General features: G+C 68.4%; 23 protein-coding genes and 1 tRNA gene. 15 read left to right on the forward strand and 9 right to left on the reverse strand.

The window, feature by feature from the left end:
- The first annotated feature begins 192 nt into the window (after nucleotides 1-192).
- From ACN8HC_RS11125 to ACN8HC_RS11135, 3 genes are all read left to right on the forward strand, one after another.
- Entirely contained in the window at nucleotides 193-1,245 is a 1,053-nt protein-coding gene (locus tag ACN8HC_RS11125) for a zinc-binding dehydrogenase (RefSeq protein ID WP_490074903.1), read from the forward strand.
- A gap of 108 nt (nucleotides 1,246-1,353) precedes the next feature.
- Nucleotides 1,354-2,319 (forward strand): alpha/beta hydrolase, encoded by a 966-nt coding sequence (locus ACN8HC_RS11130; protein ID WP_490074904.1) that lies wholly within the window; start codon nucleotides 1,354-1,356, stop codon nucleotides 2,317-2,319.
- Nucleotides 2,320-2,365: 46 nt separating this feature from the next.
- Entirely contained in the window at nucleotides 2,366-3,343 is a 978-nt protein-coding gene (locus ACN8HC_RS11135; protein ID WP_490074905.1) for a hypothetical protein, read from the forward strand.
- Nucleotides 3,344-3,389: 46 nt separating this feature from the next.
- On the opposite strand, the gene ACN8HC_RS11140 is transcribed toward ACN8HC_RS11135, so the two are convergent.
- From ACN8HC_RS11140 to ACN8HC_RS11155, 4 genes are all read right to left on the reverse strand, one after another.
- The gene (locus ACN8HC_RS11140) at nucleotides 3,390-4,724 is read right to left on the reverse strand and encodes an NAD-binding protein (RefSeq protein WP_490074906.1); all 1,335 of its coding nucleotides are present in this window, start codon (nucleotides 4,722-4,724) and stop codon (nucleotides 3,390-3,392) included.
- A 44-nt stretch (nucleotides 4,725-4,768) separates the two neighbouring features.
- Nucleotides 4,769-5,683 (reverse strand): GAF and ANTAR domain-containing protein, encoded by a 915-nt coding sequence (locus ACN8HC_RS11145; protein WP_490074907.1) that lies wholly within the window; start codon nucleotides 5,681-5,683, stop codon nucleotides 4,769-4,771.
- 556 nt (nucleotides 5,684-6,239) lie between these two features.
- Nucleotides 6,240-7,133: a DMT family transporter gene (locus ACN8HC_RS11150; RefSeq protein ID WP_490074908.1), complete on the reverse strand. Its 894-nt coding sequence runs from the start codon at nucleotides 7,131-7,133 to the stop codon at nucleotides 6,240-6,242.
- Nucleotides 7,134-7,515: 382 nt separating this feature from the next.
- Nucleotides 7,516-7,836 carry a TetR/AcrR family transcriptional regulator C-terminal domain-containing protein gene (locus ACN8HC_RS11155; protein ID WP_490074909.1) on the reverse strand — a complete coding sequence of 107 codons (321 nt, stop codon included), beginning with the start codon at nucleotides 7,834-7,836 and terminating at the stop codon, nucleotides 7,516-7,518.
- A 625-nt stretch (nucleotides 7,837-8,461) separates the two neighbouring features.
- Here ACN8HC_RS11155 and ACN8HC_RS11160 point away from each other — a divergent pair.
- The 3 genes from ACN8HC_RS11160 (at nucleotide 8,462) to ACN8HC_RS11170 (ending at nucleotide 9,464) form a co-directional block, all read left to right on the forward strand.
- Nucleotides 8,462-8,623 carry a type II toxin-antitoxin system RelE/ParE family toxin gene (locus ACN8HC_RS11160; protein WP_490074910.1) on the forward strand — a complete coding sequence of 54 codons (162 nt, stop codon included), beginning with the start codon at nucleotides 8,462-8,464 and terminating at the stop codon, nucleotides 8,621-8,623.
- Between the two features lie 23 nt (nucleotides 8,624-8,646).
- On the forward strand, nucleotides 8,647-8,931 hold the full coding sequence (locus tag ACN8HC_RS11165) for a HigA family addiction module antitoxin (protein ID WP_490074911.1): 285 nt from the start codon (nucleotides 8,647-8,649) through the stop codon (nucleotides 8,929-8,931).
- A gap of 188 nt (nucleotides 8,932-9,119) precedes the next feature.
- Nucleotides 9,120-9,464: a phage holin family protein gene (locus tag ACN8HC_RS11170; protein ID WP_490074912.1), complete on the forward strand. Its 345-nt coding sequence runs from the start codon at nucleotides 9,120-9,122 to the stop codon at nucleotides 9,462-9,464.
- Nucleotides 9,465-9,992: 528 nt separating this feature from the next.
- Here ACN8HC_RS11170 and ACN8HC_RS11175 read toward each other — a convergent pair.
- A tRNA-Leu gene (locus ACN8HC_RS11175) sits at nucleotides 9,993-10,075 on the reverse strand.
- A gap of 148 nt (nucleotides 10,076-10,223) precedes the next feature.
- Nucleotides 10,224-10,808 carry a TerD family protein gene (locus tag ACN8HC_RS11180; protein WP_490074913.1) on the reverse strand — a complete coding sequence of 195 codons (585 nt, stop codon included), beginning with the start codon at nucleotides 10,806-10,808 and terminating at the stop codon, nucleotides 10,224-10,226.
- Between the two features lie 127 nt (nucleotides 10,809-10,935).
- Between ACN8HC_RS11180 and ACN8HC_RS11185 the strand changes: the two genes are divergently transcribed.
- Entirely contained in the window at nucleotides 10,936-12,462 is a 1,527-nt protein-coding gene (locus ACN8HC_RS11185) for an ATP-dependent DNA ligase (protein WP_490074914.1), read from the forward strand.
- A 28-nt stretch (nucleotides 12,463-12,490) separates the two neighbouring features.
- The gene (locus ACN8HC_RS11190; RefSeq protein WP_490074915.1) at nucleotides 12,491-13,825 is read left to right on the forward strand and encodes a M20/M25/M40 family metallo-hydrolase; all 1,335 of its coding nucleotides are present in this window, start codon (nucleotides 12,491-12,493) and stop codon (nucleotides 13,823-13,825) included.
- A gap of 44 nt (nucleotides 13,826-13,869) precedes the next feature.
- Here ACN8HC_RS11190 and ACN8HC_RS11195 read toward each other — a convergent pair whose 3' ends face one another.
- Complete coding sequence (locus ACN8HC_RS11195; RefSeq protein ID WP_490074916.1) at nucleotides 13,870-14,055, reverse strand: DUF5703 family protein; 186 nt, start codon at nucleotides 14,053-14,055, stop codon at nucleotides 13,870-13,872.
- A gap of 94 nt (nucleotides 14,056-14,149) precedes the next feature.
- On the opposite strand from ACN8HC_RS11195, the gene ACN8HC_RS11200 reads away from it, so the two are divergent.
- The gene (locus ACN8HC_RS11200; RefSeq protein WP_490074917.1) at nucleotides 14,150-14,488 is read left to right on the forward strand and encodes a hypothetical protein; all 339 of its coding nucleotides are present in this window, start codon (nucleotides 14,150-14,152) and stop codon (nucleotides 14,486-14,488) included.
- 9 nt (nucleotides 14,489-14,497) lie between these two features.
- On the opposite strand, the gene ACN8HC_RS11205 is transcribed toward ACN8HC_RS11200, so the two are convergent.
- Complete coding sequence (locus ACN8HC_RS11205; protein ID WP_490074918.1) at nucleotides 14,498-15,439, reverse strand: aldo/keto reductase; 942 nt, start codon at nucleotides 15,437-15,439, stop codon at nucleotides 14,498-14,500.
- Nucleotides 15,440-15,573: 134 nt separating this feature from the next.
- On the opposite strand from ACN8HC_RS11205, the gene ACN8HC_RS11210 reads away from it, so the two are divergent.
- Genes ACN8HC_RS11210 through mshC form a run of 5 tightly spaced genes read left to right on the forward strand, consistent with a single transcriptional unit; the run spans nucleotide 15,574 to nucleotide 19,984 of the window.
- Nucleotides 15,574-16,638, forward strand: coding sequence for an LLM class F420-dependent oxidoreductase (locus ACN8HC_RS11210; RefSeq protein WP_490074919.1), 1,065 nt, complete (start codon nucleotides 15,574-15,576; stop codon nucleotides 16,636-16,638).
- 3 nt (nucleotides 16,639-16,641) lie between these two features.
- Nucleotides 16,642-17,352, forward strand: a complete 711-nt coding sequence (locus ACN8HC_RS11215; protein ID WP_490074920.1) for an MSMEG_4193 family putative phosphomutase — start codon at nucleotides 16,642-16,644, stop codon at nucleotides 17,350-17,352.
- Between the two features lie 10 nt (nucleotides 17,353-17,362).
- Nucleotides 17,363-17,902 carry a DUF3090 domain-containing protein gene (locus tag ACN8HC_RS11220; RefSeq protein WP_490074921.1) on the forward strand — a complete coding sequence of 180 codons (540 nt, stop codon included), beginning with the start codon at nucleotides 17,363-17,365 and terminating at the stop codon, nucleotides 17,900-17,902.
- Nucleotides 17,880-18,689: an SCO1664 family protein gene (locus ACN8HC_RS11225; protein WP_490074922.1), complete on the forward strand. Its 810-nt coding sequence runs from the start codon at nucleotides 17,880-17,882 to the stop codon at nucleotides 18,687-18,689. Before ACN8HC_RS11220 ends, ACN8HC_RS11225 begins: the two co-directional genes overlap by 23 nt.
- 53 nt (nucleotides 18,690-18,742) lie before the next feature.
- Nucleotides 18,743-19,984 (forward strand): cysteine--1-D-myo-inosityl 2-amino-2-deoxy-alpha-D-glucopyranoside ligase, encoded by a 1,242-nt coding sequence (gene mshC / locus ACN8HC_RS11230; RefSeq protein ID WP_490074988.1) that lies wholly within the window; start codon nucleotides 18,743-18,745, stop codon nucleotides 19,982-19,984.
- Between the two features lie 4 nt (nucleotides 19,985-19,988).
- Here mshC and ACN8HC_RS11235 read toward each other — a convergent pair whose 3' ends face one another.
- Complete coding sequence (locus ACN8HC_RS11235) at nucleotides 19,989-20,834, reverse strand: PAC2 family protein (protein ID WP_490074923.1); 846 nt, start codon at nucleotides 20,832-20,834, stop codon at nucleotides 19,989-19,991.
- Nucleotides 20,835-21,029: 195 nt separating this feature from the next.
- Here ACN8HC_RS11235 and metH point away from each other — a divergent pair, with 195 nt between their 5' ends.
- Complete coding sequence (metH, locus tag ACN8HC_RS11240) at nucleotides 21,030-24,821, forward strand: methionine synthase (protein ID WP_490074924.1); 3,792 nt, start codon at nucleotides 21,030-21,032, stop codon at nucleotides 24,819-24,821.

Genomic DNA, 24,821 nt, shown 5'->3' on the forward strand with positions numbered 1-24,821 from the left:
CCCCGCTGCTTGAGGCACGTCAAGGATCCGACACAGCGAAGGTGTCTGTCAACGTCCGTAGTGGGGCGCCGGTGCGCGTACGGCGGGGCAGACGACCGGAATCTGCCACGCTCGGCGGTTCCGCGAGTGACTGCCGCCCGCCGACACTGGCGGGGACGCGAGCAGCGTGGTGGTCTCAACGAAGGACAGGACATGAAAGCAGCACGGTTCTACGGCAAGGAAGACCTGCGCGTGGAGGAGGTGCCCGAGCCGGTCCCGGGTCCCGGCGAGGTGAAGCTGAGCAACGCGTTCGCCGGCATCTGCGGATCGGACTTGCACTTCTACTTCTATCCGGAGGCGCTGCCGTTCGACGTCACGCAGCCGCATCCGCTCAGCGGCGCCGCCCTGCCGCAGATCCTCGGTCACGAGTTCTCCGGAACGGTCGTCGAGGTCGGGGAGGGCGTCTCCGACATACATGTCGGGGATCGGGCAGCGGTCTTTCCGATGGAGGTCTCGTGCGGGAAGTGCGTGGCATGTCGTAGCGGGAAACCGTTCTCCTGCCCACTGATGGGATCACTCGGCGCAAGCTGCCCGGGCGGCGGCATGGCGGAGTTCACGACCTGCAAGGCGTCGCTGCTGCACGTGCTGCCGGAGAACGTCGACCTGCGCTTGGGAGCGCTCGTCGAACCGATGGCTGTCGCCTGGCACGCGGTCGCGCAGAGCGGCGTCCGGCCGGGCGGATCCGCGCTCGTCGCCGGCGCCGGACCGATCGGCATCGGTGCCTGGTTCGCGCTCCGGAGCCGCGGTGTCGAACGGGTGCTGGTGTCCGAGCCGAGCCCGGAGCGACGTGCCGTCCTCGCCGCGCTGGGTGCGCGCGTGGTCGACCCGGTCGACGGCGACCTCGCCGCCGAGGTCGCCGAACTCACCGGCGGTGACGGCGTCGACGTGGCGATCGACGCGGCCGGTGCCGCGGCAGCCGTCTCCTCCGCGCTGGCCAACCTGGTCCCCGGCGGCCGGCTGGTGGTGGTGGCGCTGCACGAACAGCCGGCGCAGGTGCCGCTGACCCGCCTGATGATGACCGAGACGGAGATCGTCGGGGCGGTGGGCTACCGGCCCGAGGAGTTCGATGCCGTGATCGCCGGTATGGCGAACGGCTTCTACGACACGACGGGCTGGGTCACCGAAGTGCCCCTCGACGACGTGGTCGACGCCATCGCCTCGCTGCGCACCGGATCGGGCTCGAAGATCCTGCTCCCGGTCGGCTGAGCGCACCTGCGCTGGTCGAGTAGCCCGGAGCGCCAGCGGAGGGCGTATCGAGACCACCTTGACGAGACCGCCATACCCACGAACTTGCAAGCACCCAAGGAGACTCCCATGACCGACACGACCCCACGACCGCCCTTCGACCCCGAACTCGATGCGGTCCTGACGCTTCTGGCCGACCAGCTGCCACCGACGATGACCGCCGACATGATCCCGTCGATGCGGCTGGAGTCACCGGCGGACGTGACCGACGCAGACCTCGATGCCGCCGGTCTGACCCGGCGTGACGTCACGATCCCCGGGTATGGCGGCGACGAGATCACCGTGTCGGTGATCGCGCGGCGTGATCACGAGGGACGGGGACCGGGGATCTACCACACGCACGGCGGGGGAATGGTCTCCGGCAATCGCTTCTCCGCGCTGACCCAGGTCCTGCCCTGGGTCGTGGCGCACGACGCGGTGCTGGTGAGCGTCGAATATCGCCTGGCGCCGGAGTTTCCGGACCCTTGCCCCGTCGAGGACTGCTACGCCGGTTTGCTGTGGACCGCTGCGAACGCCGCCGAGTTCGGCATCGACCGGGATCGCCTGATCATCGCCGGGCAGAGCGCCGGTGGCGGGATCGCGGCCGGTGTCGCGCTGCTGGCACGGGACCGGCAAGGGCCGCCGCTGATCGGCCAGGTGCTCATCTACCCGATGCTGGACGACCGGGACCAGACCGTCTCCGCGGCACAGTTCGACGGCGTCGGCGTGTGGGACCGGGGGAGCAACGTGATGGGCTGGACGGCACTCCTCGGTGATCGGCGCGGCGGTGCGGACGTCTCGGTGTATGCCGCGCCCGCTCGCGCCACCGACTTGTCGGGACTGCCTCCGGCATACATCGACTGCGGCTCGGCGGAGGTGTTCCGCGACGAGGACGTCGCGTATGCCGCCATGCTGTGGCGCTGTGGCGTGCAGGCCGAACTCCATGTGTGGCCGGGCGGCTTCCACGGGTTCGACCTGACCGCGCCGCACACGGCGCTCGCCCAGGCGATGACCGAGACCCGAAATGCTTGGGTCGCAAGGGTTCTCGGTGCCTGACCGCGGCGACCGGTAGACTGCTGGGACTGCGCGAAGGAGCGGCGCAATGCAGCAGCTGGTCGGACGACTGAACTCACTGGACCCCGAGGCGGGCGAGATCCTGCAGGTGGTGTCATACTTCGACGTGCTGATCTCGCGCGGAGCCGGCATCGACGGACTCCTGCGCGGCGCGGCGCTGCTGTCCGGGACCGTTGCGGGCGCCGAGGTGCGCGGCCGCGTCAGCCGGCGGGATCCCGACGGCCGGACACCCGGCCCGGATCCCGCGGCGTCGCACTGCATCGAAGAAGGCGGTGCCACCTGGCGCGTGTGGCTCGAACGATCCACCGACCCCGGGCCTCACGACGCCATCATCGTGGAACGTCTCGCGGTCGGCGTGCAGGCCCTCGAGGCGCGCCGGAGTCCGGAGAACGCCGTCGAGATCGTCGTCGATGCGAACCGGCCCCTCGAGGAGCGCGTGGCGGCGCTCGCGCGGCTCGGCATACGGCCCACCCGGGGGCTGCGCGTGCTCGCCACTCCGGCCGCTTCGTATGAAGGAGGCGCTCCGTCGGCCGTGGTGCCCACGCGAGCGGGTCTGCTGCGTGCGACGCTCGACGTCTCGGGTGATGGCGTGACGGCACGGCCGTTGGGCATCGGGCTCGAAACGACGGCGGACCGGGCTCCCGAGTCCTGGGACAGTGCCGTGATCGCCCTGCACCTCACCGACGACACGGTGACCGCGCTGGACGCGTCGGACCTCGGCGCCATGCTGCTGCTCGCGAAGTCCTACGACCCACGCGCCCCGCACGCGGACGTCGTGGCACTCGGCCGGCTGGACCAACGCTCGGCGGAGGTGCTGCAGGCGCTCGTCGAGTCCGACAGCATCCGCTCGGCCGCGAGCAAACTGGCGATGCACCATTCCACGCTGCAAGCGCGTCATCAGAGCCTGACCCGGACTCTCGGCTACGACCCCCGGACCGCCCTGGGCCGGATGCGCTACATCGCCGCGGCTCTGCTGCTGCGTCTGAGCGAGGCTCCGCGCCGATAGCGCGACCTCGGGCTCATCCCCCGGACGCGTCCGTTTGTGATGGTTCTCAGCGGTCGCCGCATGAGCATCTGGTCGGTTGGCGTGATGTGAGAGTGGTGCCGTCCTGCGTTCGGATCGCTGCGTAGCTGACGCCGTCGTGCCCGAAGGTGAGGACGGGTTGCTGGTGCTGAGTGTGCAGCATGGCGGACATTGCGGTCTGGGCGGAGACGTTGATCACTCGCCCGATCCGAAACAGCGACCGGGTCTCGGCCACCACGGGGTCCTCGCCGGCGCGCAGGACGACACGCACGTCAGGGGCGGTGGCCAAGGCCGAGATGGCGACGGTGACGTTGTCGACTTCGTCGGAGCCGAGGGCCGCCACGGCGCGGGCTCGAGCTAGTCGGACCCGGTGCAGGGTGGCGCGGTCTTCGGCGTGGCCGATCAGGACCGGTATGCCGGCACCCCGCGCGAGGCGGAGGTTTTCGGCGGCCGGATCGCGCTCGATCGCGACGACGGGAATCCTCAACTGCTTCAGTGCCAAACAGGTGCGTAGCCCGACCTGTCCCAGTCCGGCGACCACGATGTGATCACGGCGTGGGATGGCCAGACGACCGAACAGGCGCACCGAACGGGTGGACATCAGCCAATCGACGAGGCCGGCGATGAAGGTGCCGGTGAAGACCAGCCCGGCGAGCATGAAGAGGGCCGCCAGCAGCAGATACCACCCGGGAGCCTGGTGAGCTTCGGCGTCTGCGGGGCCTACCGCGGTGACGACCCTGGTGGACACGTACAACGCGTCCGGGAACGATTCGTGCAAGGCCACCATCGACAAGAAGCCGTCGGTGAGCAGGATGACGGCAAGTCCTATCAGTCCGGCGAGCATGAGACCGGGTGACCCGCCATACCAGCGTGGGACGTATCGCTCCGCCACAGCTAGTTTGCCATGGCGAGTGTGCCACGGTGTTTCGGTCAGTCGTTGCGAGGACGATTCGTGGCACACCAGCGCGGGGCCCGCGTCGCCGACGCGCAGTGCGACTGCATCGTTGTCCAGCAGTGCCCCGACGATCGATGGTGCGGCGATGTCAGCCGGTGACTTGGCAACGCAATTGGGCACCACGGACACCAACTGCGCTGCGACGGTCGCATCGAACACGGTGGTGATGATCGCCACCTTGGGTTGGCAGTGCGCGGCCAGGAGCGCATAGCGCAGAGCCTGGATGTCGGAGTGGACGATGATGACCACCGTGTCGACGCGGTGGGTGAGCGCATCGGTGACGTCACGCTCGGTCGGGTTGAGCAAATGGTCCACCTCGCCACCGGATTCGCTGAGCAGCTGACACGTCAAGCGAGTGGCTTCGAGGCCACCGATCAGCAGAATCCGACGAGGACGGTGTGGCGACATACCGGGAGGATAGGGCGGCTCGTTTACTTGGCGGCCGGTTCGGTTCACGTCCGAGCGGCGCGGTCGGTCGCGTCGCTCTCTGGTGCTGCTGGGGTCTTCGGGTCGGGACGCTGTGGGGCCGCGCGGTGCCCGTTAGCGGACGACCTGTCGTCGCGCGGGTCGCCTGAGATGGTGGCGCATTCGTGTTCTGTCGGGTCGGCGGAGGTGCTGACGGTTTCCTTCAGCCCGCTGGTGATGCGGCCGGCGGCGACGAGTTGTTCGGCGACGAGACGGAGTTTGAGGTTGTGGTCGTTGGAGTAGCGGCGCAGCACCTCGAAGGACTGGTCCAGGGTGAGTCCATAGCGTTGCATCAGCATGCCTTGCGCCACGCCGATCGCCTGCCGGGTGCGTAGTGCGTCCTGCAGCCCGTCGTGGCGACGGCTGATTGACAGCGCGTTGGAAGCGTGTCGTGCGAAAACGCTGGCGATCATCACGTCGGTCTGATCGAACGCGTGCGGTGTGTGCGAGTACAGGTTCAGTCCGCCGAAGGTGTGTTCGGGGACCTCCAGCCGCAGGCTGAGGATGGATGCGAATCCGAGGCCCGCGGCCGCCGGCGCCCACCGAGGCCATCGGGTCTCGGTGGCAAGGTCCTCGATGAGGCACATGTCCATTTTCCAGATGGCGTCCAGGCAGGGTCCCTCGCCGAGTTCGTATTGCAATGCGTCGGCCTTTTCGATCAGGCTCGAGGTGCAGGTCGGCGTGTCGACGCTGCCGTCGGGACGCCGGATCGAGACACCGCACGCGTCACAGCCGGGGATGGTCGTGACCGCTAGCTCGGTGGTGCGTCGCAGGGTCGGTTCTTCCCCAGCGGCGTGGAGAAGCTCTCGGCTGATCTCTTCGAACGCCCGGTCACGCGCGAAGCTGCCTGCTTCACGTGAGGTGGAGTTGGTCGATGCGGAGCGGGGTGATGGAAAAACCATGACGACGGCGCTGCTTTCGAGATCACGGGTCCGCACGCGGACCAAAGGTTGCAGCACCCCGGGTCTAGAGGTGTTCCGAACATCGGGCCGGTCCAGCCAGATGGTGAGAATGTACCCTTTCGGGCCGCGGACTCGGGTCAGGACCGTCTCTCGTCGTGTGTCGAACTGATGTCCAGGCGGCGATCACGAGTGTCGGTCCTCGCTCGCTGGGGTACGGGCGGGGACAGGTGAGGTGCTGGCCTAGGACGGCCACTTGCCCAGAGCCGGTCAGTCCAGACCAAGGGCTGACCGGCTCGCTCCTCAGTGCGGCGTGATACCTGTGGCACTCGATCGCTCCCCAGCAGGCGTTGCTCAGGGTTGTTCATCGCCGGCACGATCTTCTTCACCTCGTGTAGTCGACCTGCAGATGCCGCCCAGACGAGGCCACCTTCGCACGATCCTCATCACTCAGCCGAACGCGAACTCCTTCGGCCGGTGCGGGCCATCAACTCCTCTGATCACGTATCGACCAGGACGGCCGGTCAGACACGCTCCGTCACATTCAGAAGCGACACCGTCAACTCGCGCCGGCCGGCGGCGGGCGCTCCTTGGTGGCTTCCACCCGGCCCAGCCCGATGACGGAGGCGATCAGCAGGACCATCAGGGCGAGCAACACCACCCCAGAGCCGGGACCGCGGCGGAGGCGCTCGTCGTAGATGACGACGCCGATCAGGACACTGAGCAGCGGGTCGACGGTCGCAACTGCCGGGAGGCTGGCCGTCAGCGGTCCCGCCTGGAAAGCGACCTGCGCGAGGAACAGCCCCGCCGCCGCGACCACCAGCAGCGTGTAGAGCTGCCAGCTGCTGAACAGCGCGACCAGGCCGTGGGTGGCCAGCACACCGGTTGCTGACTTGATCAGCGCAGCCGTGGCCGCGTAGATCGCGCCGACGCATGCGCCAATAAGCGCGGCCCGGCCGCCGGGTGGGACGTCCCGCTGCCCGACATACAAGCAGGCGGCCACCGCGATCACGGCGCCGATGGCTGCGATGACGGCGGCACCGCGGTCGGCGGATTCGACAGGCCCGCCGCTCACCGCGCCGGACAGGACGAGAAAGGCAGCGAGGCAGCCGGCGAGCAGCAGGGCCCAGCCAGCCTCCTGCCGGGTCAGCCGCCAGTTGCCGACGTGGCGCAGCAGCAACGCGAACAGTAGCCCGCTGACCAGCAGCGGCTGGACGACCGCGAGCGCCCCGAAGTGCAGCGCGATCACCTGCAGTGACACGCCACCGAGGTCCGCCAGCAGGGCGACCAACCACAATGGGTGCGACGCAGTCCGGCGCGCGAACCGGCCGACCGACCGCAAGCCCTCCCCGCGCACCGACGGCACCTCGGACGCAGCGGCCTTCTTCAACGTCGTGGAAACGGATGACAGCAGCGCAGAGCCGAGGCTTAGCGCGATCACCAACCAGTTCACACGACTCCCTGCTCCTGACGCGGTGGGACAACCATGACACGTACGACATCGCTGGTCCGCGGAATACCGGTAGACCAGGCCAGCACATCGAAGGCAGGGATTCCCAGGTCCAGATCGCGGGGTGAGCATTCCGAGGTGACGGGATCCTCGGTCTCGATGCTGACCGTCAACCGACGAGTTGGCGGTGCAGATGAGGAGGTCCTCGTCCTGATCCGCGCGGAGAACGGTGCCCGCTTGCACGATCTCGTCCGAGCGAGCGCCCTCAGGAGCCGAGCCGGCCGTCCTCGACCTTTGCCCCGATCCCCGCGATGATGACGTCCACCGCGAGCTCGAACGGGTCGGCGCGCTCATGTCCAGAGCCCCGCCTGCTGGATCGCAGCGATCAGCGCGGCGCTGCGCGCTTCGTCGACGGCCCAGACCTCGTCGGGGCGGCCAGGTCCAGCGCCGCACCCCAGACGACGCTGTCGCACAGGGTGATGACGCCGAGCAAGTGCGGCTCGCTCACGCCCGCGTCGACGAGTTCGTCATACACCGACATCACCTCCGGCGACGACACGGTGTATGCCGTCACGAGCGGGATCAGCCGCGGATGCCGGGCGAACGTCTCGCGGTAGCGCGGCAGAAGGACCCGCACCCTGTGATCCCACGGACCGCTCGGCACTGGCTGGAAGCCGCCGCCCTCGCGGAAGAGCCACGACCTCATCCTCTGGACGATCTCGTCCTTGCTCGAGAGATGGTTGTACAGCGACGAGGGCCGCACGCCGAGGGCATCCGCCACCTGGGAGGTTCGCCAACAGAGGGCTGGAGATCCCGACCACCTCGAAGACCGGCGTTCCGCGGATTTCCGGGAGCTTCACGCTCGCGGGGTAGCTGTCCTCGAGCCCTACGTCGTTGTGGTTGATCGACTGCCGGGCCGGTAAAGGCGAGCCGCGGCGGGCGGCTGCGCGCAAACGTCGACGCGTTGGTTTCTGGGCGGCGTCTTGTACCAGCGGCAGAACTCGGTCTGACGCGAGAACGAGATCGTCACCGCGACGGAGGCAGATAAAGGTGCTGTTCAATCCGGGACTATCGGGGAGCACCTGATGCGGCCGGCTCCCGCACCTCGGCTGTGGTCAAGGCGTCGGTCGCTCGCGGTGCGGCCGTGGTGGTGGTGCCGGCGCCCGACCGTGGACTCCGCCGGTCTGTATCGCGTCACCTTACGCGTTGCAGTAGTTGGGTGATCGTCAGCTTCCGGCACAAGGGTCCGGAGCGGCTGTATCGCGACGGAACGAAGAAGGGCGTTCAAGCCGACCACGTCCCCAAATTGCTGCGCGTTCTTTCGGCGTTGGATGTGGCGCAAGGCCCCGGAGGACCTGGCGATCCCATCGTTTCGGATCCACCGGCTCAAAGGAGACCTGGCCGGGCACTACTCGATCTGGGTGAACGGGGACTGGCGGATCACGTTCCGGTTCATCGACTCGGATGTCGAGCGGGTCGATTGTCAGGACTAGCACTGAGCAGGAAGGAGAGACCCATGCTTAAGAACCCGGTCCATCCCGGTGAGATCCTGCGCGAGGACGTGCTCGCCGAGATCGGCCTCAGTGTCGGTGAGGCCGCCTCCCGGCTGGGCATCTCACGGGTGACGTTGAGCCGCGTCTTGCACGGTCATGCCCGGATCAGCTCCAACCTCGCGGTCCGCCTTGAAGAGGCCGGCGTTGGTACCGCACGCGCATGGCTGGCGATGCAGGCGGCCCACGACCTGGCGACCGAGCGGGCCGCAGGCACCCCCAAGGTCCGTCCCCTGCAACCAGTCGGCTAGAGGGCTCAAGCGTGCCTCACGCATTCAGGCGCAATACTCTCCGTGGGCACGGCGCCGATGCTGACGCGGACGCAGAAGCGATCAACCATGCTGCCGGGCTGCATCGTGTCGGAGCCGGAAGGTTTACTCCGAACGCGCGCCGGGAAGGTGGGGGTGACGCGTTTGCCCGGCAGATCAGGAGCGAATCCATGACCGACGATGATGACCCGAACGGCGAACCGTTCGCCGGTCTGCGTAGCGATCTCAAAGACCTTCTGCACGAGGAGGTCACGCAGCTACGCGCCGAAGTAGGCGATTCAGCGAGCAGGACACGCAACGCTGCCGTGTTGTTTGCCGCAGCCGGGTTATTCGGCGGGCTGGCGGCAGGCACCTCCGCTGCGGCGGTGACCCGGCTCCTGGACCAGGTCATGCCTAAGCCGCTGAGTGCCGTGGCGACGACCGCCTTGTTCGGTACCGGCGCCGCAGTGACCGCGCGACTAGCGCTTGCCGAGACCCGGCGTGCCCGGCGCGCGCTGCCACGTTCCCCTGGATAGGACGCGCTCTTATTCTCGCGGTGGCTGCAGGTCGTAAGTGACGTACATCGGCTCGCCATGACGCCGCGTCCGGGTGGGCCGGCATGACCGGGGCCGGGTGATCCTCCCTGATGGAGATGTGCGTTGCTCAGCGCTCGAAACAGCTGACGTCACACGGCTGGAGTGCGTGTACGACACGCAGCGCCTTCGGCCGGAGCTGGGCTTCTGAGGCCGCCGTGAATACTGGCCGCTAGAGCAACGTCCTTCGTGACGGTGTACGAACCGGCACCTCGCCGAGACGACGTCACCCGATACCGGACCGGGGGTGCGGACGAATCACGGTGCGGAGGACGATCTCCGTCGGGGGGCGGCGGACTTCGGTCGCCTACGGGAGTCTCCTCGCGATGCAGGGCAATTGAGCGCAGAGCAGCTTCGGCAGCCGTGTGAAGTGGCACAGAGAAAGGAAGAGATCCAGAGAAGCACAGGCCGTGAAACGCGAACAGCCCTGTGAATCCGAGGCATTCGGACTCGCAAGGCCATTCGAGCGTGTGTCCGGAGGGGGACTTGAACCCCCACCCCCGTTAGGGGACTAGCACCTCAAGCTAGCGCGTCTGCCATTCCGCCACCCGGACAAATAGGTGTGTCAACCGGCCTCAGTGGCCCGGCCAACGAGCGGAAACATTAGCACGCGGTGGCCGGATCCCTTCAATCGTGCCACGGTCCGCGGCCGGGGGCACCATGCACCCGAGCCGCGGGCCGCCATACGCGGAGGCGACGACGTCAGACGTCGAGCCCGAAGTCGCGGATCACGCCCGCCAGGCCGGTGGAGTAGCCCTGTCCGACCGCGCGGAACTTCCACTCGCCGTTGTTGCGGTAGAGCTCGCCGAAGACCAGCGCCGACTCGGTCGCCGCGTCTTCCCCGAGGTCGAATCGTGCACCCTTTTCGGAGTTGGTCGGATCGTCGGCGTCGAAGACGCGGATGAACGCGTCCGACACCTGCCCGAAGTTCTGTCCACGCGCGTCCGCCTGGTCGATCGAGGCGACGAACGCGATGCGCTGCACGTCGGGCGACACCTGGCTGAGGGAGACCTTGATCTGCTCGTCGTCGCCTTCACCTTCGCCGGTGCGGTTGTCGCCCAGGTGCTGCACCGAGCCGTTGTCGCCGGTGAGGTTGTTGTAGAAGACGAAGTCGGACTGCGTGCGGACCTTGCCGTTCTCGCCCAGCAGCAGGACGGATGCATCCAGGTCGAACTGTGCGCCGTCGGTGGTGCGCGGGTTCCAGCCCAGGCCGACGATCGCGGTCGTCATACCCGGCGCCGCCTTCTCCAGCGAGATGTTCGCGCCCTTGCTCAGATTGACCGGCATGTCTTTCCCTTCGTGGCGGAGTGCGGTGGCTCTCGGTTCTCCGCACTGACGCTAGCGCGTCGCCGCGCGTTCCGCCGTCGGCCCCAGCGCCGAGCGGTATGTCGGAGGGGCCGGGCACACTGCAGTCATGCTGTTGGACGAGGTCATCTCCACCTCCGCTGCGGTGCGCGCCACCCGCTCACGCCTGGCCAAACGCGACGCCGTTGCCCGGTTGCTGCGCGAGGCGACGGCCGACGAGGTGCCGGTCGTGGCGTCATACCTGGCCGGCGTGTTGCCGCAGCGGCGGATCGGCGTCGGCTGGCGCGGCCTCCGTGAGGCACCGGCACCGAGTGATGCCCCCGCGGTCACGGTGCTCGAGCTCGACGGCGCGCTCACCGAGATCGCGGCAGTGAGCGGCTCCGGCGCGGTCGGGCGACGTAAGAAACTGCTCGTTGACCTGTTCCGTCGGCTCACGACGGACGAGCAACGCTTCGTGGGCGGGCTGATCCAGGGGGAGCTGCGCCAGGGCGCCGGCGACGGCGTCATGCTCACGGCGATCGCCGAGGCGAGCGGCGTGCCGGAGACCGCCGTCCGCCGAGCCGTCATGCTCGCCGGCTTCACGGCACCCGTTGCGGCGGCTGCGATGAACGGCGGCGCCGACGCCGTGGCCGCCATCGGTCTGCAGGTCGGGCGACCGGTCCGGCCGATGCTCGCCGGGAGCGCACCGGACATCGCCGACGCGGTCGACGACCAACTCGCCCAGCAGGTGGAGACCAAACTCGACGGCATCCGGGTGCAGGCACACAAGGACGGCGGCGACATCCGCCTGTTCACCCGGAGCCTGGAAGAGATCACCGACCGCTTGCCCGAGGTCGTCGAGATCGTCGCCGGCCTGTCCGCGGAGCAACTGGTCCTCGACGGCGAGGCGATCGCGTTCGACGCCGACGGCCGACCGCTGCCGTTCCAGGTGACCGGCGCGCGCACCGCGAGCAGCGCCGATCCGGAGCGGTTGCGCGTGAAGACACCGGTGACGCCGAAGTTCTTCGACCTGCTACACCTCGACGGCCAGGACGTCATCGACAGCCCGTTGCGGGAGCGGCAGCGGCTCCTGGCGCAGGTAGTGCCCGAGCAATGGCTGATCGAACGCGCGCCCGTCTCCTCCACCGAGGACGCCCGACGGTTCTTCGCCGACCGGGTTGCCCACGGTGACGAGGGTGTCGTCGTCAAGGATCTTGCCGCGCCATACGCCGCCGGCCGCCGCGGTGCCGGCTGGGTCAAGGTCAAGCCTCGCCATACGCTCGATCTGGTCGTGCTGGCCGTCGAACGCGGGAGTGGCCGCCGCGCGGGCTTCTTGTCCAACATCCATCTCGGCGCACGTGACCCGGAGACGGGCGGATTGGTGATGCTCGGCAAAACCTTCAAAGGTATGACGGACGACATGCTGCGCTGGCAGACCGAGCGCTTCACCGAGCTCGCCACGGACGACGACGGCTGGGTCGTCCATCTGCGACCGGAGCAGGTCGTCGAGATCGCCTTCGACGGGCTGCAACGCTCCAGCCGCTATCCCGGCGGGCTGGCGCTGCGCTTCGCGCGGGTGATCCGCTACCGCGACGACAAGACCGCCGAGGAGGCCGACACCATCGACACGGTTCGCACGCTGGCCGGATGGTCCTGACCGTCCGCAACCATGGCAGGCTGGTCGTATGACGGACGAAGGCAACGAAGAGACACTGGCTGCGGAAGACGAAGTCGTCCGCATCACGCAAGACCTGATCGGCTTCGACACCAGCAACTACGGTGATGGCAGCGGACCGGGGGAGCGCAAGGCCGCCGAATACGTCATGCAGGAGCTGATCGAGGTCGGGCTGGACCCGGTGCTCCTCGAGAGCGAGCCGGGACGAGCGTCGGTGCTGGTCCGGATCGCCGGGGAGGACTCCGAGAGGGGAGCGCTGGCGGTGCACGGTCACCTCGACGTCGTCCCTGCCAATGCCGAGGACTGGCAAGTGGACCCGTTCTCCGGCGAGATCAAGGACGGCTGTGTCTGGGGGCGCGGTGCCGTCGACATGAAGGACATGGACGCGATGATCCTGTCCTGTGTCCGCGAGCTTGCCCGCACCGGCCGCAAACCGGCACGCGACCTGGTTGTCGGCTTCCTCGCGGACGAGGAAGCCGGCGGCGTCAAGGGCAGCCACTGGCTGGTCGACAACCATCCGGAGCTGTTCGAGGGCGTCACCGAGGCGATCAGCGAGGTCGGCGGTTACTCGGTCACCTTCGACGGCACGGCCGGTCAGCAGCGTGCCTACCTGCTGCAGACCGCCGAGAAGGGCATCGCCTGGCTACGGCTGCACGCCCACGGCCGCGCGGGACACGGGTCGGTGCCGAACGACGACAACGCCGTCGTACGGCTGGCCCAGGCCATCGCGCGCATCGACGCACACGAGTGGCCGCGCGAATACATCGCCTCCGTCCGGCAGCTGCTCGACGGCCTGGCCGAGCTGACCGGCTCGTCATACACCGACGACGACCTCGGCCCGATCCTCGCCACACTCGGAGGTGCGCGTGGGTTCGTCGAGGGCACGCTGCGCGACACGTCCAACTTCACGATGCTCGACGCCGGCTACAAGCACAACGTCATCCCGCAGACGGCGTCCGCGTCGCTCGACTGCCGTTACCTCCCGGGCCACGAAGACGATCTCATGGCGACCATCCGGGAACTCGCCGGTGAGTTCGTCGAGGTCGAGGTGCTGCACCGCGACATCGCACTCGAGGCGCCCTTCGACGCGCCACTGGTCGAGAAGATGAAGCAGGCGCTGCTGTCCCAGGATCCCGACGCGGCGATCCTGCCCTACTGTCTTTCCGGCGGCACCGACAACAAGGCGCTCAAGACGCTCGGTATCAACGGCTACGGTTTCGCGCCGCTGCGCCTACCGGCCGACCTGGACTTCGCGCCGATGTTCCACGGCATCGACGAGCGGGTGCCGGTCGAGTCGCTGAAGTTCGGTGCGCGCGTGCTCGGGAAGTTCCTGGCCGACTGCTGAGGAAACGCCTCCCGGCAGACCGACCGTCGGTCCTTGGGACGCGGTCAGGCCGTGCGGCGCACCCGAATGATGCGGCGCCGCAACCAGACCCGACGCGCGCCACCCAGATAGAGGCGCGTGCGAGCCAACTCCCAGTGGCCGTATTCCGCCTGGTCGGCGAGCACCTGGCGCACGTCGGAGCGGCTGGTGTGGCGGGGGAAGTTCAGCACACGGAACTCGTACTCGGTCATTGCCGCCCATTATCACCCGAACGTTCCCGGATCCGACGCTCTGGCAAGGGCGTTGCTCTACTACGAACCGGCCCCGACCCGGTACGGTCAATCCATGACCGCTGACCCGCGCGCCGCATTGTCCCTCCTGGTGAGTGCATTCGAACGCCACCTGGAGGCCGCCGCATCGCGCCGCGGCGAGAACGACCCCGCGGTGGTGGCGGCATACCGCGACCTGGCGGACGCCTTCGAGGACTACGACGACGCACTCATGGACGCCTACGGCGAGGTGACCCCGCTGGAGGTCTACACCGGCGACGACGAGGACGAGGAGGGCGACGACCTCGAAGAAGACGACGACCTCGAAGAAGACGACGACCTCGAGGACGAGCGGTACATCGGCCTGTCCGCCGACGACACCGACGAACTCGACTTCGAAGAGTCCGAGCGCTGATCCGCGCGGCTAGCGCGGGCGCGACACGTCGTCCAGCGCCTGCGCGATCTCCGGCGGCAGCGCCGACCCAGCACCCGCGAGCAGGGTCCGCAGCTGGCTGCGGTTGCGCACGCCGATGATCAGCGAGCTGATGCCCGGCCGCGACCGCGCCCAGCTGAGCGCGACCTGCGCCGGGCTCACCCCGAGCCCGTCGGCCGCCGTCGCGACGGCGTCCACGATCGGGTCGGCCCGACCGCCGAGCCGGCGGGTAGCCCAACCCGTGTGCCGGCCGCTGGCGGCACGCGAGTCGGCGGGCACGCCGCGCCGGTACTTCCCGGTGAGCACGCCGCCGCCGAGTGGTGCCCACGCGAGCAGCCCGGCCCCCACGTGATCGGCGGCGGGCACCAGCTCGCCATCAGCCGAGCGCTCCACCAGGCTGTATTCGATCTCATTGGCAGTCAACGGTATTCGCGCCTCACGCAGGACGGCACTGGCCGCGACGAGCTGCCAGCCGGTGTAGTTGGAGACGCCGACGTAACGCGCTCGGCCGGAGGTGACCGCATGCTCCAGCGCCGACATGGTCTCGGCGAGGGGCACGTCGTCGGCCCAGGTGTGCACCAGCCACAGGTCGAGGTGATCGGTCCGCAACCGGCGCAGCGAATCGTCCAGCTGGCGCAGCAGGGTGCCGCGGGAGGTGTCGACGACCCGCGACCCGCTGGTCCGGGAGATGCCGGCCTTGCCCACCACGACCAGCTCGTCCCGGCCGCCGGCGGCGAGCAACTGGCCGAGGATCTCCTCCGCCGCCCCGTCGCCATAGCCGTATGCCGTGTCAATCGTCGTCCCGCCCGCGTCGCGAAAGTCGCGCAGGATCTCCTCCGCGAAGACCTCGTCGACCGTGTCCCCCCAATTCATGGTGCCCAGCGAGAGATCGCTCACCCGCAGCCCCGACCTGCCCACATTCACCGATTGCACGGGGACAACCGTAGTGGTCGCCGGACCTCCGGCCCGGACGAAGCCGAGCGGTGAGGTACGAGCCGCGTCTCGAAGGGCGGTGCCCTGAGGAGCGGTGAGGTACGAGCCGCGTCTCGAAGGGTAGCGTCGGAGCCATGGATCTGGGCATCAACCTCGGTTACTGGGGCACGGCGGGCACGGACGACCTGGCCGCGATGAAGGAGCTCGTCAAGGCGGCGGACCAGGCCGGCTACCGAGTCGCCTGGCTCGCCGAGGCATATGGGTCGGACGTGCCGTCGCTGGCGGCATACCTGAGCGCGTTCACGACGAACCTGGAGTGGGGCAGCGGCGTCTTCCAGATTCCCGCCCGGACACCGGCCATGACCGCGATGACCGCGGCCACACTCGACAAGATCACCGGTGGCCGGTTCCGCCTCGGTCTCGGCGTGTCGGGCCCACAGGTCAGCGAGGGGTGGCACGGGGTGCGCTTCGACGACCCGCTCGGTCGCACGCGGGAGTATGTCGACGTCATCCGGCTCGCCTTCGGCCGCAAGAACGTCGAATACCACGGCAAACACTTCGAATTGCCACTGCCCGACGGCCCGGGGAAGCCGCTCCGGCTGCTCCTGCTGCCCGAGCGAGCCCAGGTGCCGATCTACCTCGCGGCGATCGGTCCCAAGAACATGGAGCTCACCGGGGAGATCGCCGACGGCTGGCTCGGCATCTTCGTCAGCCCCGAGCACCTGCCCGAGCAACTGGACCAGCTGCGCCACGGCCGGAAGCTCGCGGGCCACCCGGACGGCTCCCTCGACGGCTTCGACATCGCGGCGACCGCCGGCCTCAGCATCGCCGACGACCTCGACACCGGAGCCGACCGGTTGCGCGATCACGCGGCGCTCTACATCGGCGGCATGGGGTCACGGAAGAAGAACTTCTACAACGCCCTCGCCCGCCGGATGGGCTTCGAGGAAGCCGCCGAGCAGGTTCAGGACCTCTACCTCGGCCGCAAGCACCGGGATGCCGCGGCGGCCGTCCCGCGCGAGTTCATCGACCGGACCGCCTTGGTGGGGCCCCGGGAGCACATCGCCGAACGACTGCACGCGTATGCCGACGCCGGCGTCACCACGCTCAACGTGTCACCGGCGGGGGACAACCTGCCCGAACGCGTCGCGGCGCTGCACACGCTCGCCGAGATCATCGACGCCGAAGGGCTCCGGTAGCGCATGGCCACCGTCCTGTTGCTGCGGCACGGCCGCACCCCCTCCAACACTGCGGGCGTCCTGGCCGGCTGGACACCGGGCGTCGGTCTCGACGACACCGGCGAACGGCAGGTCGAGGAGGCGCGGAAACGGTTGGAACAACTGCCGATCGCACGCATCGTGAGCAGTCCGCTGCAACGATGCCAGCAGACGGCAGCTGCGGTGATCGGCGGCGCGCTCGACATACCGGTCGAGACCGACGAACGGCTCGGCGAGTGTCGGTACGGCGCCTGGACCGGCCGCAAGATCACCGAGCTGGCCAAGGACGAACTCTGGCGAACCGTCCAGGACAACCCGTCCGCGGCCGTCTTCCCGCCGTCGTCGGACTTCGCGCACGAGTCGCTCGCGGAGATGTCGGCACGCGCCGTCGCCGCCGTCCGTGAGATCGACGCGGACGTCGAGCGCGCGCACGGCCCGGCCGCCATCTGGGTCGCCGTCTCGCACGGCGATGTGCTCAAGGCCGTCCTCGCCGACGCCCTCGGGACGCATCTCGACCAGTTCCAGCGCATCGTCGTCGGCCCGGCCTCGATCAGTGCCGTGCGTTACACGCCGCGGCGCCCGTTCGTGCTGCGGATCAACGATGCGACCGGTGACCTGAGCGACCTACTGACCAAGGCGGATCCGTCCGGCGACGCGACACCCGGCGGCGAGACCGGTGCCGCGGCGTCGGATTAGGGTGAGCGATATGCCGACAATGGAATTCGACCACCCGGACCGGTTCGTCGCCGGCACCGTGGGTCCGCCCGGTGCGCGCACCTTCTTCCTGCAGGCCGTGCAGGGCCGGCGTGTCGTGTCCGTCTCCCTGGAGAAGGAGCAGGTGGCCGTCCTCGCCGAGCGCGTCAACGACCTGCTCGACGAACTGGCGGTCGACGAGGACCTGCCGGTCGCCGACGAGGACAACGAGCCGTTGACCGCGCCGATCGAGGACGAGTTCCGGGTGAGCACCCTGAGCCTGGCGTGGGAGCCGGAGCGCGAGGTGCTCATCATCGAGGCCCATGACCGGCAGGTGGAGCTCGAGCCGACCGAGGACGGCCAGGAGCTGCGTGAGGTGCCGGATCCCGAGGCGCAGCTGATCCGGGTGGTTCTCGACGCGGCGCATGCCCGCGAGTTCGCGCGGCGCGGCCTGGCCGCCGTTGCCGACGGACGCCCGTCGTGTCCCTTCTGTGGTGGCCCGCTCGACCCGGACGGCCACGTCTGCCCCCGTGCCAACGGCTATCGACGCTGAGCAGCTGCAGCGGCTGCTCAGCGACGGCCCGCTCGAGGTCGAGGGTCGCCTCGTCGACGCGTCGAATTTCGTGCTGCGCGTCTGGGTCGAGGCGGACGGCGAGCGAATCGCGGCGGTTTACAAGCCCATTCGCGGTGAGCGACCGCTCTGGGACTTTCCCGAGGGAACTCTCGCGGGCCGGGAGTACGCGGCCTATCTGATCGCTCGGGCCGGTGGCTGGGACTGTGTGCCCGTGACGGCGTTGCGTCCGGACGGACCGTTCGGATCGGGGTCCGTGCAGCAGTGGGTAGGGCCGCTGGAACCGGTTGCCGACAACGGCCTGCTGCGCATCGACCCCCTGGCGGCGGTGCCGGCGGACTACCTGCCGGTGCTCGGCATGCGCGACGCCGACGACGGGCCGCTCGTCGTGTCGCATGCGGCGCAGGACCAGCTGCGTGACATCGCTCTGCTCGACGTGGTGCTCAACAACGCCGACCGCAAGGGTTCCGCGCTCATCCCCGACGACGGGCGGCTGTATGCCGTCGACCACGGGCTCACCCTGCACACCGACGAGAAGTTGCGCACGGTCCTGTGGGGTTTCGCCGGCGAACAGCTGACCGACCGGGAGTGCCACCGGCTCACCCAGTTGCTCCACCACCTGGACGGCGAGCTCCGCGAGCAGTTGCGGGGCGTCATACAGCGGGACGAGCTGGCGGCACTGCGCGATCGGATCGAGCAGCTGCTCGACATACGCCGGATGCCGGCGCCGCCGGACGACCGGCATCCGTTGCCCTGGCCGCTCTGGTGACGCCCCGCACGCAGGGGACGTGACGCCGCCCGCTTATCCTGGAAGGCGTGACGATTGCTCCGTGGGCCGCGCCGGATCTGCCCGTTCTGGAAGGAAAAGGCCGCCAGCTGGCCCTGTGGCAGCACCGCTCGGAGCGAGTCGAACCGATCCAGGTCGGGGACACCGCGACGATGTACGTCTGCGGCATCACTCCGTATGACGCCACGCATCTCGGCCACGCGGCCACCTACGTCACGTTCGACCTGGCGGCCCGGGTGCTTCGCGACGCGGGGCACGAGGTCCGGTACGTGCAGAACGTCACCGACATCGACGACCCCTTGCTGGAGCGCGCGGCCCGTGACGGGGTCGACTGGCAAGACCTCGCCACCAGTGAGATCGAGCTCTTCCACACCGACATGGCGGCGCTGCGCGTCCTGCCGCCCGACCACTACGTGAGCGTCGTCGAGACGATGCAGCGCCACGTGGCGACCATCCAGGGCCTGGTGGCCAAGGGTGTCGCCTACCGGGTGCCCACTCCGGACGCGGTCGAGGACGGCGCCGAGGACATCTATCTCGACCTGGCGACGCAGCCGACCTTCGGGGCGGTCAGCGACTGGACCCGCGAGCAGATGATGGCGGTCTTCGCCGAGCGTGGGGGAGACCCCGACCGCGAGGGCAAGCGCGACGCACTGGATCCGCTGTTGTGGCGCGTCGAGCGCGCCGGCGAGCCCGCATGGGACGGGGGCGAGCTGCGCCGCGGCCGGCCCGGGTGGCACGTCGAGTGCACGACGATCGCGCTCGACTTCCTCGGGATGGGCTTCGACCTGCAAGGCGGCGGCACCGATCTGATCTTCCCGCACCACGAGATGTCTGCCGTGCAGGCCGTCGCGCTCACCGACGACCCCCCGTTCGCGCGGTCCTACGCCCACCAGGCGATGGTCGGCTACGACGGCGAGAAGATGAGCAAGTCCAAGGGCAACCTGGTGCGGGTCTCCCAGCTCCGCAAGGCCGGCGTCGATCCGATGGCGATCCGATTGGTGCTGCTCGCCCGGCACTACCGCACGCCGTGGGAATACACCGAGGAGCTGTTGGACGACGCGGTGAAGCGCTGGGATCGCTGGACCCGTGCCCTGCAGTGCCGGGGTGACGAGGGTACCGACCAACTCATCGACGGCATTCGTGATGCGCTCGCGGACGATCTGCACAGCGCGCGGGCGCTGGAGCTGGTGGACGAATGGGCCTCCGGCCCGGAGTCGGGTATGCCGAGCCGCCGCGTCACCGACGCCCTCGACGCGCTGCTCGGCCTGCGGGCCTGAGGACCTATTCGTCGGTCTCCCGGCGGCGCAGGTACTTCTCGAACTCCCGCGCGATCGCGTCACCGCTGGCCTCGGGCAGCTCGGTGGTGTCCTGGGTCTGCTCGAGGGAGTGGACGTAGTCCGCGACCTCGTCGTCGGACGCCGCGAGCTCATCGACACCGTGCTCCCATGCGCGGGCCTGCTCCTGCAGATCGGCGTGGCCGATCAATGCGTCGAAGAGTTCTTCCAGACGCGTGAGCAGCGCCAGCGTCGCCTTCGGTGACGGGCTCGCTCCGGCGTAGTGCGGCACGGCCGCCCAGCAGGACAGCGTCGGCACCCCCGCCTGATGCGCGGCGTCGGTGAAGACGCCGACGATCCCGGTCGGGCCCTCGTAGCGGTTGGCCTCCACGTCATACCGCTGCCGGGTCTCCTCGTGCTCCGAGGTGACGGTCACCGGGATCGGGCGTGTGTGCGGCACATCGGCGAGCAGGCCGCCGAGCGTGATGATCATGCCGACCTCGCACTCGGCGGCGAAACTCATCAGCTCCTCGGTGAAGCTGCGCCACTTCATCGACGGCTCGATGCCCTGCACCAGGATGACGTCGCGGTCGAGCGTGGTGTCCTGCGCCAAGAAGATCCGGGTGGTGGGCCAGACGATCTCGCGGCGTCCGGAGTCGCTGGTGATGCGCGGCCGGTTGACCTGGAAGTCGTAGTAGATCTCCGGATCCAGCTCGGCCATCGGGACGGCGTCCCACATCGCGATCAGGTGACCGACGGTCGCGGACGCGGTCTCGCCCGCGTCGTTCCATCCCTCGAAGGCGGCGATCATGATCGGGTCGCGCAGCAGCGGCACGTCCTCGAGTTCGATCACCGGCTCCTCCTCTTCCACGCAGGTCCACTGATCAGCTTAAACAGTGACGGCGAGGTCCTCGCGCACAACGCACCGTCGCCGACCGCAGTCCGGGACACGGGACAGCGGCGCGCGCGGTCCCGTTAGAATCATGCCGTTCTGCGCAAACTCCCGGGAAGGGACCCCACAGTGAGCAGCCGCTCCGACATTGCGCGTGTGACACCGTCGACACGCGACCATGCTCTGGTTCGACCGGACGCAACCGACACCCTGAGCGCCGCGATGGCGCAGGGAGTCCTCCTGTTGGACGGGTCGATGGGAGTGTTCATCCAGCGGCACAAGCTCTCCGAGGAGGAGTTCCGCGGTGAACGCTTCGCCGACTGGGCGCAGGACGTCAAGGGCAACAACGACCTTCTGTCGATCACCAATCCCGCTGTCATCCGGTCGATCCACGATGACTACCTGGCGGCCGGCGCTGACATCATCGAGACGAATACCTTCAGCGCCCAACGCATTTCGATGGCCGACTACGGCATGCAGGACTTGTCCTACGAGCTGAACTACGAGTCCGCGAAGCTCGCCCGGGCGGCGTGCGACGCGGTCGCCACCGCGGAGCATCCGCGGTATGTCGCCGGCGCTCTCGGCCCGACCAACCGCACCGCCTCCATCTCGCCGGACGTCAACGATCCGGGCGCTCGCAACGTCACGTTCGAGGAGTTGGTCGACGCCTATCACGAGCAGGCGGAGGGCCTGGTCGACGGCGGCAGCGACCTGCTGCTGGTCGAGACGATCTTCGACACGCTCAACGCCAAGGCCGCCATCTTCGCCCTCGAGACGCTCTTCGAGGAGCGCGAGCGGCGGTGGCCGGTGTTCATCTCGGGCACCATCACCGACGCGTCCGGGCGCACCCTCTCCGGCCAGGTGACCGAAGCCTTCTGGAACAGCATCCGGCACGCGCAACCCCTCGCGGTCGGGTTCAACTGCGCGTTGGGCGCCGCCGACATGCGTCAGTATGCCGCCGAGTTGTCCCGCATTGCAGACTGTTTCACGTTCTGTTACCCCAACGCCGGGCTGCCCAACGCGTTCGGCGAATACGACCAGACGCCGGAGGACATGGCCACCGTCCTCGGCGGCTTCGCGGCCGACGGTCTGGTCAACGTCCTCGGCGGGTGCTGCGGCACGACGCCGGAACACATCGCCCAGCTACGCGAGCAGATTGTCGACGCGACGCCGCGCGTGCCCCCGGCGATCGCGCCCGCACTGCGGCTGTCCGGCCTCGAGCCGCTGAACGTCACGGCCGACTCGCTCTTCGTCAACGTCGGTGAACGCACCAACATCACCGGGTCGGCGCGGTTCCGGAAGCTGATCAAGGAGGGCGACTACGCGACGGCGCTCAACGTCGCCCGTCAGCAGGTCGAGGCCGGTGCCCAGGTCATCGACGTCAACATGGATGAGGGCATGATCGACGGCGTCGCCGCCATGGACCGCTTCTGCAAGCTGATCGCGTCCGAGCCCGACATCTGCACGGTGCCGGTGATGATCGACTCCTCGAAGTGGGACGTCATCGAAGCCGGGTTGCGTTGCGTGCAAGGCAAATCCATCGTCAACTCGATCTCCATGAAGGAAGGCGTCGATGCCTTCCTCGAGCGGGCGCGGCTGTGCCGTAAGTACGGCGCCGCCATCGTCGTCATGGCCTTCGACGAGCTCGGTCAGGCCGACTCGCTGGAACGCCGTAAGGAGATCTGCGCCACGGCATACAAGGTGCTGACCGAGGACGTCGGCTTCCCGGCCGAGGACATCATCTTCGACCCCAACATTTTCGCCGTCGCGACCGGCATCGAGGAGCACGCCAACTACGGCGTCGACTTCATCGAGGGCACCCGGTGGATCAAACAGAACCTGCCCGGTGCGCTCGTCTCCGGCGGCGTCTCCAACGTGTCCTTCAGCTTCCGCGGCAACAACCTGGTCCGCGAGGCCATTCACGCGGTGTTCCTCTACCACGCGATCGCCGCCGGCATGGACATGGGCATCGTCAACGCCGGCGCGCTGGCGGTCTACGACGAGATCGACGAGCGACTGCGCGACCGGATCGAGGACGTGATCCTCAATCGTCGCGACGACGCAGCGGAGCGGCTGCTGGAGGTCGCCCAGGAGTTCAACAAGGCCGGCGAGAAGGCCGACGACGGCGCGGCGAACGCGTGGCGCGCCCAGCCGGTGCGCGAGCGCATCACCCACGCGCTGGTGAAGGGCATCGACGAGTTCATCGTCGAGGACACCGAGGAGATGCGCCTCGAACTGCTCGATCAGGGGAAGCGGCCGCTGACCGTCATCGAGGGACCGCTCATGGACGGCATGGGTGTCGTCGGTGACCTCTTCGGCGCCGGCAAGATGTTCCTGCCCCAGGTAGTGAAGTCGGCGCGCGTGATGAAAAAGGCTGTGGCGCATCTGATTCCGTTCATCGAGGCAGAACGCAAGCCGGGTGACGTCGAGCGCACCAACGGCAAGATCGTGATGGCCACCGTCAAGGGCGACGTGCACGACATCGGCAAGAACATCGTCGGTGTCGTGCTGCAGTGCAACAACTACGACGTGGTCGACCTCGGTGTGATGGTCCCCGGCCAGAAGATCCTGGACACCGCAAAGGCCGAGAATGCCGACATGATCGGCCTGTCCGGGCTGATCACGCCGTCCCTCGACGAGATGGTCAACCTCGCTGAGGAGATGGAGCGGCAGGGGTTCGACATACCGCTGCTCATCGGCGGTGCGACCACCTCCCGAGCGCACACCGCGGTCAAGATCACGCCGAAGTACCACGGGCCGGTGGTGTGGGTGAAGGATGCGTCCCGGTCGGTGCCGACCGCGTCGGCCCTGCTCTCGGACGAGCGGCGACCGGCGTTCATGGCCGACATCGATGCGGACTACGAGTCGATCCGCAAGCGGCACGCCGCGAAAACCACTGAGCGCCCATTGCTTTCGTATGACGACGCCCTCGCCGGCCGCACGCCGATCGACTGGAACGGCTATCACCCGCCGCGCCCGCGGTTCCTGTTGCAGCAGGCCCGTGACGTCGCGGACGACGGTGCACCGGGTCGGATCGCGTCATACACGCGCACGTTCACCGACTACTCGCTGGACACCTTGCGCGAGTACATCGACTGGCAGCCGTTCTTCAACGCCTGGGAGCTGAAGGGCCGCTTCCCGGACATCCTTAACAACCCGGCGAGCGGTGAGGCTGCGCGCAAGTTGTGGGACGACGCCCAGGCGATGATGGACCGGCTGATCGACGAGCACTGGTTGCAGGCGAACGGGGTCATCGGCTTCTTCCCGGCGAACGCGGTCGGCGACGACATCGAGGTCTACACCGACGAGACCCGTCGCGAGGTGCGCACGGTGCTGCACCACCTGCGGCAGCAGGGGCACCACCGGGCCGGCGTGCCGAACCGGTCGCTGGCCGATTTCGTGGCACCGAAGGACACCGGATTGGCCGACTACATCGGCGGATTCGCGGTCACCGGCGGGCTCGGCGCCCCGGACAAGATCATGGAGTTCAAGGCCGAGCTGGACGACTACAGCGGCATCCTGCTGGAGTCGCTCGCCGACCGGCTGGCCGAGGCGTTCGCGGAGCGCATGCACGCCGTGGTGCGGCACGACCTGTGGGGCTACGCACCCGACGAAAAGCTCACCAATGAGGAACTGATCGCCGAGCAGTACCGCGGGATCCGCCCGGCGCCCGGCTACCCGGCGTGCCCCGACCACACCGAGAAGCTCACGCTCTTCAACCTCCTCGACGCGACGAACCAGACCGGCATCGAACTCACCGACTCGATGGCGATGTGGCCCGGTGCGGCGGTGAGCGGCTGGTACTTCTCCCATCCGGAGTCGCAATACTTCGTGGTCGGCCGGCTCGGCAAGGACCAGGTCAGTTCGTATGCCGAGCGCAAGGGCTGGACCTTGAAGCAGGCGGAGCGCTGGCTCGCCGCGAACCTCGGCTACGAACCGGAGGACTGA

The organism is Flexivirga sp. YIM B11880, from assembly GCF_058148645.1.

Excerpts from the sequence above, each read along its gene's own strand:
- ACN8HC_RS11145 (WP_490074907.1), bottom strand. The coding sequence starts at position 5,683 with ATGGTTTTTCCATCACCCCGCTCCGCATCGACCAACTCCACCTCACGT.
- ACN8HC_RS11195 (WP_490074916.1), bottom strand. The coding sequence starts at position 14,055 with ATGACCGAGTACGAGTTCCGTGTGCTGAACTTCCCCCGCCACACCAGC.
- ACN8HC_RS11165 (WP_490074911.1), top strand. The coding sequence starts at position 8,647 with ATGCTTAAGAACCCGGTCCATCCCGGTGAGATCCTGCGCGAGGACGTG.
- ACN8HC_RS11215 (WP_490074920.1), top strand. The coding sequence starts at position 16,642 with ATGGCCACCGTCCTGTTGCTGCGGCACGGCCGCACCCCCTCCAACACT.
- ACN8HC_RS11155 (WP_490074909.1), bottom strand. The coding sequence starts at position 7,836 with ATGAGGTCGTGGCTCTTCCGCGAGGGCGGCGGCTTCCAGCCAGTGCCG.
- ACN8HC_RS11125 (WP_490074903.1), top strand. The coding sequence starts at position 193 with ATGAAAGCAGCACGGTTCTACGGCAAGGAAGACCTGCGCGTGGAGGAG.
- ACN8HC_RS11160 (WP_490074910.1), top strand. The coding sequence starts at position 8,462 with ATGTGGCGCAAGGCCCCGGAGGACCTGGCGATCCCATCGTTTCGGATC.
- ACN8HC_RS11185 (WP_490074914.1), top strand. The coding sequence starts at position 10,936 with ATGCTGTTGGACGAGGTCATCTCCACCTCCGCTGCGGTGCGCGCCACC.
- ACN8HC_RS11135 (WP_490074905.1), top strand. The coding sequence starts at position 2,366 with ATGCAGCAGCTGGTCGGACGACTGAACTCACTGGACCCCGAGGCGGGC.
- ACN8HC_RS11180 (WP_490074913.1), bottom strand. The coding sequence starts at position 10,808 with ATGCCGGTCAATCTGAGCAAGGGCGCGAACATCTCGCTGGAGAAGGCG.
- ACN8HC_RS11130 (WP_490074904.1), top strand. The coding sequence starts at position 1,354 with ATGACCGACACGACCCCACGACCGCCCTTCGACCCCGAACTCGATGCG.
- ACN8HC_RS11140 (WP_490074906.1), bottom strand. The coding sequence starts at position 4,724 with ATGTCGCCACACCGTCCTCGTCGGATTCTGCTGATCGGTGGCCTCGAA.
- ACN8HC_RS11190 (WP_490074915.1), top strand. The coding sequence starts at position 12,491 with ATGACGGACGAAGGCAACGAAGAGACACTGGCTGCGGAAGACGAAGTC.
- ACN8HC_RS11170 (WP_490074912.1), top strand. The coding sequence starts at position 9,120 with ATGACCGACGATGATGACCCGAACGGCGAACCGTTCGCCGGTCTGCGT.
- ACN8HC_RS11220 (WP_490074921.1), top strand. The coding sequence starts at position 17,363 with ATGCCGACAATGGAATTCGACCACCCGGACCGGTTCGTCGCCGGCACC.
- ACN8HC_RS11210 (WP_490074919.1), top strand. The coding sequence starts at position 15,574 with ATGGATCTGGGCATCAACCTCGGTTACTGGGGCACGGCGGGCACGGAC.
- ACN8HC_RS11200 (WP_490074917.1), top strand. The coding sequence starts at position 14,150 with ATGACCGCTGACCCGCGCGCCGCATTGTCCCTCCTGGTGAGTGCATTC.